Origin of the sequence: Pusillimonas sp. SM2304 (assembly GCF_031628915.1) — a bacterium.
GTDB lineage: Bacteria > Pseudomonadota > Gammaproteobacteria > Burkholderiales > Burkholderiaceae_B > Pusillimonas_C.
This window is the reverse complement of sequence record NZ_JAVLUJ010000003.1, coordinates 776,162-789,639: the sequence shown is the minus strand read 5'-3', so window position 1 is coordinate 789,639 and position 13,478 is coordinate 776,162. Positions and strand designations below refer to the sequence as shown.

At 57.7% G+C, this 13,478-nt stretch carries 12 protein-coding genes; 9 read left to right on the top strand and 3 right to left on the bottom strand.

The annotated features are described in order from the left end of the window. The first annotated feature begins 4 nt into the window (after positions 1–4). The 3 genes from RE432_RS18665 (at position 5) to RE432_RS18655 (ending at position 3,161) form a co-directional block, all read left to right on the top strand. Positions 5–1,183, top strand: coding sequence for a CaiB/BaiF CoA-transferase family protein (locus RE432_RS18665; RefSeq protein WP_310935025.1), 1,179 nt, complete (start codon positions 5–7; stop codon positions 1,181–1,183). A gap of 62 nt (positions 1,184–1,245) precedes the next feature. Next, positions 1,246–2,217, top strand: a complete 972-nt coding sequence (locus RE432_RS18660; RefSeq protein ID WP_310935024.1) for a tripartite tricarboxylate transporter substrate binding protein — start codon at positions 1,246–1,248, stop codon at positions 2,215–2,217. Between the two features lie 17 nt (positions 2,218–2,234). Then, positions 2,235–3,161 (top strand): SMP-30/gluconolactonase/LRE family protein, encoded by a 927-nt coding sequence (locus RE432_RS18655; RefSeq protein WP_310935023.1) that lies wholly within the window; start codon positions 2,235–2,237, stop codon positions 3,159–3,161. Positions 3,162–3,191: 30 nt separating this feature from the next. On the opposite strand, the gene RE432_RS18650 is transcribed toward RE432_RS18655, so the two are convergent. Then, positions 3,192–4,079, bottom strand: coding sequence for an EamA family transporter (locus tag RE432_RS18650; protein WP_310935022.1), 888 nt, complete (start codon positions 4,077–4,079; stop codon positions 3,192–3,194). 262 nt (positions 4,080–4,341) lie between these two features. Between RE432_RS18650 and RE432_RS18645 the strand changes: the two genes are divergently transcribed. Continuing rightward, positions 4,342–5,748, top strand: a complete 1,407-nt coding sequence (locus RE432_RS18645; RefSeq protein ID WP_310935021.1) for a PLP-dependent aminotransferase family protein — start codon at positions 4,342–4,344, stop codon at positions 5,746–5,748. Positions 5,749–5,781: 33 nt separating this feature from the next. Here the strand turns inward: RE432_RS18645 and RE432_RS18640 are convergent, their stop codons facing one another. Further along, positions 5,782–6,288, bottom strand: a complete 507-nt coding sequence (locus RE432_RS18640; RefSeq protein WP_310935020.1) for a histidine phosphatase family protein — start codon at positions 6,286–6,288, stop codon at positions 5,782–5,784. A gap of 314 nt (positions 6,289–6,602) precedes the next feature. Between RE432_RS18640 and RE432_RS18635 the strand changes: the two genes are divergently transcribed. After that, positions 6,603–7,640 carry an acyltransferase family protein gene (locus RE432_RS18635; RefSeq protein WP_310935019.1) on the top strand — a complete coding sequence of 346 codons (1,038 nt, stop codon included), beginning with the start codon at positions 6,603–6,605 and terminating at the stop codon, positions 7,638–7,640. Between the two features lie 42 nt (positions 7,641–7,682). On the opposite strand, the gene RE432_RS18630 is transcribed toward RE432_RS18635, so the two are convergent. Then, positions 7,683–8,894, bottom strand: a complete 1,212-nt coding sequence (locus RE432_RS18630) for an aminotransferase class I/II-fold pyridoxal phosphate-dependent enzyme (RefSeq protein WP_310935018.1) — start codon at positions 8,892–8,894, stop codon at positions 7,683–7,685. Positions 8,895–9,061: 167 nt separating this feature from the next. Here RE432_RS18630 and RE432_RS18625 point away from each other — a divergent pair, with 167 nt between their 5' ends. The 4 genes from RE432_RS18625 to RE432_RS18610 are packed head-to-tail and all read left to right on the top strand — an operon-like array spanning position 9,062 to position 13,407. After that, a complete protein-coding gene (locus RE432_RS18625; RefSeq protein ID WP_310935017.1) occupies positions 9,062–9,775 on the top strand; it encodes a GntR family transcriptional regulator in 714 nt (237 codons plus the stop codon). A gap of 2 nt (positions 9,776–9,777) precedes the next feature. After that, on the top strand, positions 9,778–11,070 hold the full coding sequence (locus RE432_RS18620; RefSeq protein ID WP_310935016.1) for a malonyl-CoA decarboxylase domain-containing protein: 1,293 nt from the start codon (positions 9,778–9,780) through the stop codon (positions 11,068–11,070). After that, complete coding sequence (locus tag RE432_RS18615) at positions 11,061–11,873, top strand: enoyl-CoA hydratase-related protein (RefSeq protein ID WP_310935015.1); 813 nt, start codon at positions 11,061–11,063, stop codon at positions 11,871–11,873. The genes RE432_RS18620 and RE432_RS18615 overlap by 10 nt, the downstream gene beginning before the upstream one ends. Position 11,874: 1 nt before the next feature. After that, the gene (locus tag RE432_RS18610) at positions 11,875–13,407 is read left to right on the top strand and encodes a malonyl-CoA synthase (protein ID WP_310935014.1); all 1,533 of its coding nucleotides are present in this window, start codon (positions 11,875–11,877) and stop codon (positions 13,405–13,407) included. Positions 13,408–13,478 lie beyond the last annotated feature (71 nt).

Here is a 13,478-nt window from a genome sequence, read left to right as displayed (position 1 = left end):
AGGCATGAATCAACAAACCACTCCTCTTCCCCTGGAAGGCGTACGCGTTCTTGAAATGTCGCACATGGTCATGGGGCCGTCTTGCGGCCTGGTGCTTGCCGACCTGGGCGCCGAGGTCATCAAGATCGAGCCTCCCGGCACCGAAGAGCGTCCAGGCGATCCGACGCGATACCTCGTCAGCACGGGCGCCGGCTTTTTCCCGGCGTGCAGCCGTAACAAGAAAAGCGTCATTCTTGATCTGAAAACGGACGCAGGCCGTGACGCGGCCCGCAAGCTGGCTGAAACCGCTGATGTGTTCATTGAGAATTTTCGCCCGGGCGCGCTCCAGGCCATGGGCCTGGATTACACGTCTCTGCACAAGCTCAACGAACGGCTGATTTATTGCTCGCTGAAAGGGTTTCTGGATGGACCCTATGAGCACCGCACTGCGCTCGATGAGGTCGTCCAGATGCTCAGCGGCCTGGCCTATATGACCGGTCCTCCGGGGCGGCCATTGCGCGCGGGGGCGCCGGTCAATGACATGATGGGCGGTATTTTCGGCAGCATTGCGATCATGGGCGCGCTGCGGCAGCGCGAAGTGACCGGCCGTGGCCAGCACGTGAAAAGCGGATTGTTCGAGAGCGCTGCGTGGCTGGTGTCGACCCATATGCTGCAGGCAACGGTCTCGGGCGTTACGCCCGTCCCCATGTCTGCGGGAAAGCGCGCCTGGGGGGTATACGACATTTTCACATCGTCCGACGGCATCGATATCTTCCTGGGCGTGGTGACTGACCGCCAATGGAGCATCTTCACGGACATGCTCAACGACCCTCTGATCCAGCAAGAACGCTTTGCGACCAATAACGCCCGTTCTTTGGCGCGCGAAGAGCTGATTCCGCTTGTGGCAACCCTTGTCGCCAGGCATCGTTTTGATGAGCTGGAATTGATGTGTGAAAAAGCCGGGTTGCCCTTCGCCCGCATCAACCAGCCAGTCGATCTGTATGACGATGTGCATCTTAAAGAAAGCAATGGGCTGATCGATATCCATCTTCAGGATGGGCGCCCGGCGTCCGTGCCGGGGCTTCCCATTCAATTCGATGGAAAGCGGCTTGGCGCGCGTCTGGATATTCCGCAGCCTGGCGAGCACACCGAAGAAATTCTGAAGGAAATTGGCATCAGCCACCCATCAGTACGTAAGTCGTAACGTGAAAGCGGCGGTTCGAGGCTGACCCGCCGTCCATAAAATTAAAATTGGAGGTAGCAGGAATGAAGAAGCGTATTGTGTCCGCCGGACTGGCGCTAGGATTATGGGCGGGAGCAGGCGCCGCCAACGCGGCGGCTTATCCGTCCAAGCCGGTGAGTATCGTGGTGCCCTGGGCGCCAGGCGGCACCGTCGATTTCGTGGCGCGCCAAGTGGCCCAGAAGTTGACGGAATCGATGGGCCAATCTTTTGTCGTCGAGAACCGGCCGGGCGGCGCAGGCACCATTGGCGGAGGCTATGTCGCCCGCTCAGCCCCCGATGGGCATACGCTCATGGCTGTCGACGGCAGTTACGCCATCATTCCGGCGGTTTACAAAAATCTGAACTGGGACCCGGAAAAGGATCTTACCGGCGTGAGCACCATGATCAAGACACCAATGGTCTTGGTGGTGCCGCCTACCTCCCAATTCAAATCGGTCAAAGAACTGATCGATCATGCAAAGTCGAATCCTGGCGTGCTCAACTACGGATCCGGCGGATCAGGCAGCACGACCCATGTGGCCGCGGCGCTGTTTGCCCACGAGGCCGGTATCGATCTGACCCATATCCCGTACAAAGGCGGTGGCGAAGCCATGCTGGCGATTATGTCCGGTACGGTCGATCTGCTCTTTACCGCCTCGCCTTCAGCGATGCCTGGCGTGCGAGGGGGAAAAGCCCGCGCGCTGGGCGTCAGCGGCACGGATCCGCTATCCATGGGTTCCGATATCCTGCCCATTCGCCAACAGGGGCTGCCAAGCTACCATATGGACAACTGGTTTGGATTGCTGGCCCCCGCCGGCACGCCGGATGACGTGATCGACGCCTTGCAGAAAGAGATCAAACAGGCTTTGGCCGATCCCAAGTTGCAAGAGCGGCTTCATGAGCAGGGCGCCGAGGCCTACATCACCACGCCGGACGAATTCAACGATATCATCAAAAAAGACATGGTTCGCTGGATCGATCTGGACAAGCAAGTAGGCATTGCTTCCGGTCAATAGGCTATAAGGGAATCGCCATGTTGAATTTGTCTTTCACTGCACCGGTGCTCATTGACGCGGAAGTCCTGACCCAGTTGCCCCATCACCTAAGGAAGCAAACGCCCAGCAGTTGGGCCGATGCCAACAAGGGCGGGAAGATCATTGACAGTTTTCTGGAGGGGCCGGCATACGACAGGCTGGGCAATCTGTATGTGACCGATATTCCACATGGCCGCATTTTTCGCATTACGCCCAGCTTGGCGTGGGAACTTGTCCTTGAGTACGACGGATGGCCTAACGGGATTGCCATCCATGCGGATTGCAGCGTGTGGATTGCCGACTATCGCCAGGGTATTTTGAAGCTCGATCCCGCCTCAGGAAAACTGGAAACAGTGCTGGGCCACAGGAACAGCGAATCGTTCAAGGGCATCAATGACTTGACCTTCGACTCGCATGGAAGCTGTTACTTCACCGATCAGGGGCAAACCGGCATGCATGATCCGTCGGGGAAAGTCTATCGGCTTTCGCCGGACGGCCGCCTGGACTGCCTGGTCTCGAATGCGCCCAGCCCCAACGGGCTGGTTGTCGACGAGATCGCCCAAGCGTTGTTCGTGGCGGTAACGCGCGCAAACGCGATATGGCGCGGTCCTATGCAGAAGGACGGTTCAGTCTCGAAGATGGCCGCGTTCCAGACTTTCTTTGGGACGAGCGGACCAGATGGCCTTGCACTGGACGAGCAAGGCGGGGTGGCGATGGCCCATGGTAGCTTGGGAGGCGCCTTTCTGATGAACGCAAGAGGAGAGGTGACGCACTACGTGCGCAGTCCTTGCGGGAATATGGTGACCAACCTTGCCTATATTCCCGGAACGAACACATTGATCATGGCCGAGTCGGAGTCCGGCTCGATTCTACGGGCCGAATTGCCGGCAAAGGGCAGGATGCTGTATTCGCACCAGAAACCCTAGTCCTCTTTTTGAAATCCTAATCCTCTCTTTTCAAGCTGATGAGTGGCCAAATATAATTTTTTGGATTTTGTACCCATACAGACTCACGGCTAGCCCCAATACGATAAGTGCCGTTGCAATAATTTTTGTTGTGCTTATGTGCTCGTCAAAGATCAAAGAGGATCCAATCATTCCAAAAACCGGTACTAATAATGACAACGGAGCCACGCTTGAAACGGGATAGATCTTAAGAAGTTTGTTCCAGGCCCAATACCCAAACAAAGTCGTGGGATATACCTGAAATAAAATTGAGAAGATGGCTATCCAATTCAAATTAGATAGTGTGGTGGAGTAAATTTCCGTTCCGTGTTGAAAGAAAGCTATTGCAAAGAGTGGAATTGGGGAGAATAAACACGACCATACAAGGAAGGCCAGTACGTCTTTGGTGCCAGCAAGCTTGATAATAATATTGGCCAGACTCCAGGATAATGCTCCTATTACGACCAAAATAACACCAAGAATAGTTACTGAACCATCTGTGATTGTTATTATTGTCGCCAATCCCAGTAACGCAATCACAATTCCGAAGCACTGAAATCGTGAAATTGACTCTTTGAAAACGAGCGAGCCCAAAATAATCGTAAAAAAAGCACTGAGTTGTAGTACTAATGAGGCAATTCCGGCAGAAAGGCCAGCCTGGATGCCCAAGTTTACGATGCCCCATAACCCGACTCCAAACAGGAAGCCATAAGAGGCTAAATACATAACGCTTACCTTTGGTCGAGGAAGTATGAAAATAGCAGGCACGGCACAAAGCAAAAATCGAATTCCCGCGAGCATAAACGGGTCAATTGATGTTAGACCTAGTTTAATGACAGAGAAATTTGCGCCCCATATTGCCGTAATAAAAACGGCGAGGCTGACATCTATAGCTTTCACGGTATTCCTTGTGAACAGGAAATCAGTTGATATTTAATAGAGACTTATACTGTTTCTGATACAGCGACAAGTCTTGATCTGCATACTTCAGAAAATAGATCTTTAATCGAACTATCACTCTTTAATCATCAACTTTATGAATGAGCAAACTTGGAGTTGGTCACATTCTCTCGTTGTAGGGACCGTAGCGGAATAGACACTTCCCTATCTGACACTAAAAAGTGTCAGATAGAATGTGACGAACACTTTTAGGTCCTTGCATATGCACATTAAGATTGATCGTCTCAAACCTGTTTCTTTTAAGGAGCAGCTTGTTTTGAAGCTAGAGACGATGATTCGCTCAGGGCAAATACACGCGGGTAATAAGCTGCCATCCATACGACAGCTAGCGGCTGCGAACCGCATCAGCCGCTATCCAGTTACTGAGGCCTATGATCACCTTGTGTCGCAAGGACTGATAGAGCCACGGCATGGCGCTGGTTTTTATGTGGCATGCCATGCCAATGGCCACGCCCATCGTATGGGAAGTCTTGAACCCACCAAGGCTCAAGAGGAGTCGTGGCAAGTGCTGCGGCAGTTCAACGCTCCAGGAAGCGCCCCACCGTTGTCGAGCGGTTTTGTACCGGAAGCATGGCGAGACGTAGACGGTATCGCGCAGACGATTCGTAAGATCTCACGTACCGATGTTGCAAGCCTTATTGATTACGCCACACCGCTAGGCGACAACATACTTCGAACACAGATAGCGCGGCGTCTTGCAAACTTCGAAGTTGCTGCATCTTCAGACCATATCCTCGTCACGCATAGTGCGAGCCAAGCTCTTGATCTCGTGACGCGCTTGATGCTGCAGCCGGGGGATTTGGTGTTTGTTGAGGATCCAGGTTATTTCAATTTGTTTGGCCTGCTCAAGCTTTTAGGAATTTCGCTCGTTGGTATTCCTCGGCGGCGTAACGGGCCAGATGTAGATGTCATGCAAAAGATGCTCAGGATACATCGCCCAAAATTATTCTTTCTAAATACGGTTTTTCATAATCCTACAGCGACAAATGTATCGCCTGACGTTGCATTCCGGATTTTAGGATTGGCACACCAACATGATTTTCTGATTGTAGAAGATGACGTCTTTGCGGACTTGCAATCAACGCCAACGCAGCGTTTGGCAACACTAGATCAATTAGAACGCGTCATTTATATCGGTGGGTTTTCCAAGACATTGTCTTCGTCGTTCCGGCTTGGTTATGTGGCTGCAAACACAAAGCTTATTTCAAAGCTTGTCGATGTAAAGATGCTCACGAGTATGGGCGGAACAAAATTTGCGGAGAGTGTTGTTGCCTCGCTGCTTAAGCAAGGAACCTATAATAGACATATGGAAACACTGCGGCAAAGAATGGGAACCGCATTGTGCCGTGCAGTTGGGCAATTGCGCGGATCCGGATGGGATATCTATGAAGAGCCACGCGGCGGTATGTTTGTATGGACTCGTATCCCGCATATTCAGGACTCTCAACGGATTGTTGAGCACGCTACCAAGTTTGATGTCCATCTAGTACCTGGGGCGAATCATCGGCCCAATAATGAAGTATGTCCATGGCTGCGTTTCAACGTTGGCTATATGGGTGCGGGTCGTACTCAAGCGTTTCTGGAAAGTGCGGCGGCATTACCATCGTAATGCCAGCAGGATGCTGTATTCGCACCAAAAACCCTAGTCCCCAATGGAAGCCGGCGTCTCGAACCGTTCCAACCGTCCGCCGCCGTCTGCGACGTCGGCCCAGTGATCCACCTTGAAATCAATCACCGCCAGCCCCGAGGTGGGATAGCCGCGCTGCAGGCGCGCCAGGGCGGGCGATGCGGGTTCCTTGGCAATCAGGCGGTTTGCCAGATCGTTGAAGCCAGGGTTGTGGCCGATCAATAACAGAACGTGCGCCGCGTCGTCGGCTTCGCGCAGGACCTGGAGCAGGCTGGACGTGGGCGCTTCATAAATCCGGCCGTCATCGAGCTGTTTTGTTGCCGGTGGGAAGGCGGGCTTCAGCAACTGCCATGTTTCCTGGGTGCGGCGCGCCGTCGACACAATGACCAGATCGGGCAGGAGTCCGTGGGACGCCATGTAGCGGGCCATGTCCGGCGCCTGGCGCTGGCCGCGTTTTGCCAGCGGGCGGTCATGGTCGGCAAGGTGGTCGGGCCAATCTGATTTGGCGTGGCGTAGCAGCATAAGTCGGCGCATAACAGCTTTTCCCTGGTCGGCTTGTGAGGGTTGTACTAGACCATTCTACCGGCCCGCTTTTTATTTCTCCAGTACGCCTTCGGCTTGGCGAGTGATGCCCGCATGGTTGTCTGGCCGTCCTGATTTGGCGCCGGTTTGAAAAACAGGCAAGAAGCTGTTGTCAATCGCAATCAGTTGTTAATGGGCGCCGGAATAAACGGCATCCATTAACGCTTGGCAATGACCTGACATAGGCGTTTGCATCCGCGCACTTCTGCCGTGTTAACTCTAGATAAGGAATTTTAGGACAGGAGTCGACGAATATGCCTCAGGCAAAGAGCACCTTCAGCACAGCCATGGACACCGCCAGGGTGGGGGCATGCTTTATGGTGGTGGTGTTGCATGTGGCTGCGGTCGGTTTCGGCGTCTTCGACGATCAGTGGTGGGCCAGCAATTTTTATGATTCGCTGACACGCAGCTGTGTGCCGATATTCCTGATGATCACCGGCGTACTATTGCTGGGCCGGCAAGAGTCCATGCCGGAGTTTTTCAAGAAGCGCTTTGCGCGCATCTTGCCGCCCTTGCTGTTCTGGTCCTTGTTCTACATGGCGTGGAACACCTGGGAAGGCAAGCAGTATGGGGCTTGGTACGACTGGATCAAGGAACTGGCCAATGGCCCGGTGACCTTTCATCTTTGGTATCTGTATGCCATTGTCGGCATCTATCTGTTCGTGCCTTTCCTGAGGAAAATCTGGAATGCCACACGGCCTTCGGAAAAGAAGGCGTACTTGATACTGTGGATGCTGGTTTCCGCCTGGCCCACGGTTCAGGCGGTGGGGCAGATCGATGTCAATCTGCTCGAGGTCTATGGCTTCGATTCTTTTTTCGGCCTGATTGGGTATTTGTTTTTGGGGGCGTATGTGCACGAGGTCTATGTGCAGCATCCTGAAAAGCGCAAATACTGGTTTGCCAATGTGGGCTTCTTCCTGCTGTTCAGCGTCCTGACCATGGTGGCGACCTACGCCTACTCCAAACAGACCGGCGCGCCCGATACGCTGTTCTACGACTATCTGTCTCCGTTCGTGCTGGCCTCGTCCGTGTGCGCCTTCAACATTCTGTACGGCCTGGGTACCAAGGCGGGCGAATACGCAGGGCCGGTCAATCGGATAGCCGCCTGCACCCTGGGCATTTATTGCGTGCACATTTTTGTGCTTGGCCTGGTGGGCGATGCCACGGATCTGATGGGCGACAGCACGTCGTCGTGGTGGTCGATTCCTGTTACCGCCGTCTGTGTGTTCGTGCTGTCGCTGGGCCTGATCATGACGCTGCGGCGGGTCAGGCCCTTCCAGTTGGTGACCTGACGCCGGACCGGGCGCCATGCCTGTGGCGCATCGCGCTGACGCTTAGGCCGGTGCGTTCAGGGCGCGCGCCATGTCGGCCTTCAGGTCGTCGATATGCTCCACGCCGACCGACATGCGCACGAAATTGGGCTCGATGCCCGCCGCCGCCATCTGGGCTTCGTTCATGGTGCCCGCCCACATGGCGGCGGTGTGCACGGCCAGGGTTTCGACGCCGCCCAGGCTGACGGCATGGGTCGCCAGCCTTAAGCTCGATACGAAACGGCTGGTGGCCTCGAAGCCGCCCTTGACCGAAAACGCGATGACGGCGCCAAAACCCCGCATCTGCCTGCGTGCCAGATCGTGTTGAGGATGGCTTTCCAGGCCGGGGTAGAACACGCGCTCGATCTGTGGCTGGGTCTCCAGCCATTGCGCCAGCGCCAGGGCATTGGCATTGATGCGCTCCAGACGCAGCGGCAGGGTGCGCAGTCCGCGCAGCAGCAGCCAGGCATCCATGGGGGACAGGACCGATCCCAGGGTGGTGTGCATGCTCCAGATCTTTTCGGCGTGCGCCTTGCTGCAGCAGACGGCGCCGGCGGTGATGTCGTGATGGCCGCCGAAATACTTGGTGGCGCTATGCAGCACAATGTCGATTCCCAGGGCGTGCGGCTGCTGATTGAGCGGCGAGGCAAAGGTATTATCGGCGACGGTGATGATGCCTTTGGGCCGCGCCAACTGGGCGACCGCTTGCAGATCGGTCAGCGACAGCGTCGGGTTCACGGGCGTTTCCACCATGATCAGGCGGGTATTGGGCCGGATCGCGGCGGCCATGGCGTCCAGGTCGGTCTGGTCCACGATGGTCGATTCGACGCCGAAGCGCGGCAGCACTTCCTCGAACAATTTCGAGGTGCTCATGTAGTGGCGCTGTTGGGCGATGACATGGTCGCCGCGCTCGACCAGCGCCAGTATCGTGGTGCTGATGGCGCCCATGCCCGACGCCGTCAACAGGGCGGCCTCGGTGCCTTCCAGGCTGGCCAGTATGGCTTCGACACGCTGATGCACCGGGTTGCCGTAGCGGGTGTAGAAGCCGGGGTGTCGGGGGGTGTTGGCCATCTCGGCGAAGGCGTTCGCGCTGTCGGCCCGGAAAGTGGTGCTGTAATGGATCGGGGGCGTCACCGATGTGTCGGCCGCCAGCCACGCATCGCCGTGCAAGACAGCGGTTTCATCGTGCCAGTTCTGGCTATCGGGAATGTTTTCGGCGGGTGCGGCGTGCTGCATGGCGAGGCTCCTGGTGGGTAATGGACGGGTACATGGGCAAAATGTAACAGCCTCTCATGATACGCCAGTGCATGCCTAGGGTTAACAATAACCATCGGCCTCTTGCGTTACGCGGGAATTTCGCCATAATTATGAATTATGAGCGTCATTCGCTCGACGGAGGTGTGGTGAGTACGCGTATCGTTCAGCAGGTGCTTTACCTTGAAGTGGCCGACAGACTGCGGGCCATGATCCAGGCGCACGAACTCGAAGCCGGCGAGTGGATAGACGAAGTGCGCCTGACGCACGAGTTGGGCATCTCGCGCACCCCGCTGCGCGAAGCGCTCAAAGTGCTGGTTGCCGAAGGCTTGCTGCGGCTCGAGCCGCGGCGCGGATGTTTCGTCAATCAGTTGTCGATGCGCGACCTGGACGATATTTTTCCCTTGATGGCCATGCTGGAAGGGCGTTGCGCCCACGAAGCGGCGCGCAAGATCACCGATGCGGACCTTCAGCGGCTGGAACCCCTGCACCAGCAGCTCCAGGCGCAGGCGCGCGCCGGGGACATAGACCAGTATTACGCTACGAACGCCCTGATTCACGAGGCCGTGCAAGAACTGGCCGACAATCATTGGCTGTCGGATCTGGTCGACAATCTGCGCAAGCTGCTTAGCCTGTCGCGGCTTAAAAGCCTGGCCTATCCGGGGCGCGTCCATGAGTCCTGCGCCGAGCATCTGGCCATTTTCGCCGCCCTGAAAGCGCGCGACCCGGATGGCGCGGAAGCCCTGACGCGCAAGCACCTGATGCGGCAACTTGATGCGCTTCACATACTGACCGAGCAAGAAAGCCGCGCCCATGCGGCGGACGCGGCGGACGTAACCGCCCTAAACGATTCAGGAGTTTGATCATGACTGCTACCGATACGCAGACCCCGGAACGTGCCCTGGCCGTTGTTGACGCGGCAGCGGGCAAGGAAAAAGAAACCCAAGGCCTGATTGCGCGCCTGAGCCGCTGGCTGGATCGGGATCAACTGCCGGCGCCGATCGATGTGCAGACGCTGTTCACGGCGCGCTTGACCGATGTGGCCGCCAACCGGTTGGCCAAGCAATGGAGCAAGCGCTATCTGGAAGCCGATGCTAAAGAGCGCCGCTCGCTGCTGGCTGGCCTGGCGCAGGGCAGCGCCGTTCTGGAACCGCGTGAGGACCAGGGCCTGAGGCTGTTCCGTCGCCTGTATGCCCAGGCCGAAAGCCTGAAACTATTGGTGGAGCTGCGGGCCGACATGCTGCGCTGGCGCAACCAGGTCGCAGGCCTGAGCGTGCTGGAACGTGAGCTTGAAGGGCTGCTGGGCAGCTGGTTTGACGTGGGCATGCTGGAACTGCGCCCGATTACTTGGGACTCGCCCGCTTCTTTGCTTGAAAAGCTGATCCAGTACGAGGCCGTACACGAAATCCGTTCCTGGGAAGAGCTGAAGCACCGGGTGGCCGGCCATCGCCGCTGCTATGCGTTCTTTCATCCGCGCATGAGCGATGTGCCCCTGATTTTTGTCGAAGTCGCATTTGCCACGCAGATGGCCGGTAATGTGCAGGTGCTGCTGGACCCGCAGTCGCCGCCCGATGACACGGGCAAGGCGCGCTGGGCTATTTTTTATTCCATCTCGAATACCCAGCCCGGATTGCGCGGCATCAGTTTCGGCAACTTCCTGCTCAAGCGGGTGATCGATGAGCTGGTCAGTGAATTGCCCCGCCTCAAGTCCTTTGCAACGCTGTCGCCCATTCCGGGCTTCGCCGACTGGCTGGGCAAGCAGGACGGCAAGGCCATGCAAGCCCTGCTGCACGACAAGGCCGACAAGCAGCAAGCGCTGGATGATCCTGAATCCGGGCTCAAGTGGGTCGACCGCCTGAAGTCGGCGGCAGCCGGGCAGGCCTCCGATGCGATCCAGCGCACGGGCTTGCGCCTGGCGGTCCAGTATTTGAAGATCATGAAGAATGGCCAGCCGCTGGACCCGGTGGCGCGGTTTCACCTGGGCAATGGGGCGCGCATCGAGCGCGTCAACTGGGCTGCCGACTGCTCCGCGAAAGGCATGGCGCAGTCTTGCGGCATCATGACCAATTACCTATATGAATTGGACCAACTGGATGATAATCTTGCCCTGTTGGCGGCCGGGAAACCCAAGGTGGGAATGAATCTGCGATGGTTGTGAGTGTTGACGATACCGGCGCCGCGGGCGGGCGCGTACTGCTCGAGTTCGAGGGCGCCATCGCGCTCGTCACGCTGAGCCATCCGGGGCGCCTGAATGCCATCAGCATTTCCATGTGGCGCGAGCTCCAGCGAATATTTACCGAACTGTCGGCCGATCAGGCGCTGCGCTGCGTCGTGCTGCGCGGCGAGGGCGGCAATTTCGCGGCGGGCGCCGATATCCGCGAGTTCCCCCGGCATCGCGCCGACCAGGCCGGCGTGATGCATTATCACACTCAAGTGCTTGCGCCCGCGCTCGAGGCCATCGGCTCGTGCATGCATCCGGTGTTGGCGCAGATCGACGGCGTATGCGTGGGCGGGGGGTTGGAAATCGCCAGCCAGTGCGATTTGCGCATCGCTTCATCCACGGCGCGTTTCGGCGTGCCGATCAATCGCCTGGGCTTTCCCATGGCGCCCGGCGAGATGCGTGGCCTGCTGGCGCTGGCAGGGCGCGCGGTCACATTGGAAATTCTGCTCGAAGGACGGGTATTCGATGCGGCCGAGGCCCTGGCCAAGGGTTTGCTGACACGGGTGCTGCCTCAACAGGACGTAGCGGGCGACGTCATGCGCACCGCGCGCCGGCTGGCCAAGGGGGCGCCCTTGGCGGCCCGCCTCAACAAGCAGACGGCGGCGCGCTTGTGCGCCTCGCCAGAACCCTTGACCGACACTGAACTCCAGGCCTTATTCAGTTATGCGCCCAGCCGTGATCATCACGAAGGGGTGCGCGCATTTTTAGCCGGCTCAGAACCGGTATTCACAGGAGATTGATTTGGAAGGCAACGCCAATCTGTACGCTTTTCTGGCCTCGGGCTTTCCGCAGGACCGCTCGGCCGTCGCGATCGAAACACCCGAACAGACTTATAGCTGGAACGACATTGAAACCATGAGCGGCCGGCTGGCTTCGCTGCTGCAGGCCTTGAGCCTGCCGCCGGGCGCGCGGGTGGCGGTCCAGGTGGAAAAATCGCCGACAGCCCTGATGCTGTATTTGGCGACCCTGCGCGCCGGGCTGGTGTATCTGCCGCTGAATACGGCTTACCGCTCGGCCGAGGTCGAGTATTTCCTGACCGATGCCGAGCCCGCCATGGTGGTCTGCGACAGTAAGAACCTGGAATGGATGGAAGGGATTGCCAAGAAAGCGGGCACCCCCCATGTATACACGCTGGATCAAGACGGCAATGGCAGCCTGGCGGTGGCCGCGGCCAGCCAGGGCGACGATTTCCAGACGGTGCAAAGCAAGCCCGACGATCTGGCCGCCATTCTGTATACCTCGGGGACTACGGGGCGCAGTAAAGGGGCCATGCTCAGCCATCGCAATCTGTCGTCCAATGCGCAGGTGCTTAAAACATTCTGGGGCTGGCGTTCAGACGATGTCCTGCTGCACATGCTGCCGATCTTCCATGTGCACGGTTTGTTCGTGGCGTCGCATGGGGCGTTGCTGGCCGGCGCCAAGATGATTTGGCTGCCCAGGCTGAATGTGGACCAGGCGCTGCATTATCTGCCGCAAAGCACCGTGATGATGGGCGTGCCCACTTATTACGTCCGCCTATTGGCCGACGACCGCTTCACGCGCGACGTATGCAGCAATATGCGCTTGTTTATTTCAGGCTCCGCGCCGCTGCTCACCGAAACGTTCCAGGCGTTCCAGACGCGTACCGGCATGACCATACTCGAGCGCTACGGCATGAGCGAAACCGTCATGCTGACCTCCAACCCCTACGATGCTTCGCTGGGCGAACGCATAGGCGGCACGGTGGGCCTGCCTCTGCCGGGCGTATCGGTCCGTGTCGTGGACGAGCAGGAAAACAGCCTGCCTGCCGGCGAAATCGGCAATGTGCAGGTGCAGGGCCCGAATGTGTTTTCCGGCTATTGGCGCATGCCAGAGAAAACCCGCGAAGAGTTCACCGCCGACGGCTGGTTCCGCACGGGCGACGTGGGGCAGTTCGGTGGCGCGAACGCGCCGGACAGCTACCTGACCATCGTGGGCCGCAGCAAGGATCTGATCATCTCCGGGGGATACAACGTATATCCCAAGGAAATCGAGCTGGTCATCGATGCGCTGCCGGGTGTCGACGAGTCGGCCGTGATAGGCGTCCCGCATCCCGACTTCGGCGAGGCGGTTGTGGCGGTGGTCGTGCCCAAGCCCGGCCAGACACTGGATGCCGACCGGATACTGGCCAGCCTCAAAGACAGCCTGGCCAATTTCAAGGTGCCCAAGCGCGTGCATTTTGCCGATGCGCTGGTCCGCAATACCATGGGCAAGGTGCAGAAGAACGCATTGCGTGAACAATACAAGGATCTGTAATTTATAGCGGTTCAATGTAGGTGAAGTACCCCTGCCACAGAATGCAGGGTGCATGATGCGAATGGTCGCAG

Excerpts from the sequence above, each read along its gene's own strand:
- RE432_RS18660 (WP_310935024.1), top strand. The coding sequence starts at position 1,246 with ATGAAGAAGCGTATTGTGTCCGCCGGACTGGCGCTAGGATTATGGGCG.
- RE432_RS18655 (WP_310935023.1), top strand. The coding sequence starts at position 2,235 with ATGTTGAATTTGTCTTTCACTGCACCGGTGCTCATTGACGCGGAAGTC.
- RE432_RS18615 (WP_310935015.1), top strand. The coding sequence starts at position 11,061 with ATGGTTGTGAGTGTTGACGATACCGGCGCCGCGGGCGGGCGCGTACTG.
- RE432_RS18640 (WP_310935020.1), bottom strand. The coding sequence starts at position 6,288 with ATGCTGCTACGCCACGCCAAATCAGATTGGCCCGACCACCTTGCCGAC.
- RE432_RS18645 (WP_310935021.1), top strand. The coding sequence starts at position 4,342 with ATGCACATTAAGATTGATCGTCTCAAACCTGTTTCTTTTAAGGAGCAG.
- RE432_RS18635 (WP_310935019.1), top strand. The coding sequence starts at position 6,603 with ATGCCTCAGGCAAAGAGCACCTTCAGCACAGCCATGGACACCGCCAGG.
- RE432_RS18665 (WP_310935025.1), top strand. The coding sequence starts at position 5 with ATGAATCAACAAACCACTCCTCTTCCCCTGGAAGGCGTACGCGTTCTT.
- RE432_RS18620 (WP_310935016.1), top strand. The coding sequence starts at position 9,778 with ATGACTGCTACCGATACGCAGACCCCGGAACGTGCCCTGGCCGTTGTT.
- RE432_RS18630 (WP_310935018.1), bottom strand. The coding sequence starts at position 8,894 with ATGCAGCACGCCGCACCCGCCGAAAACATTCCCGATAGCCAGAACTGG.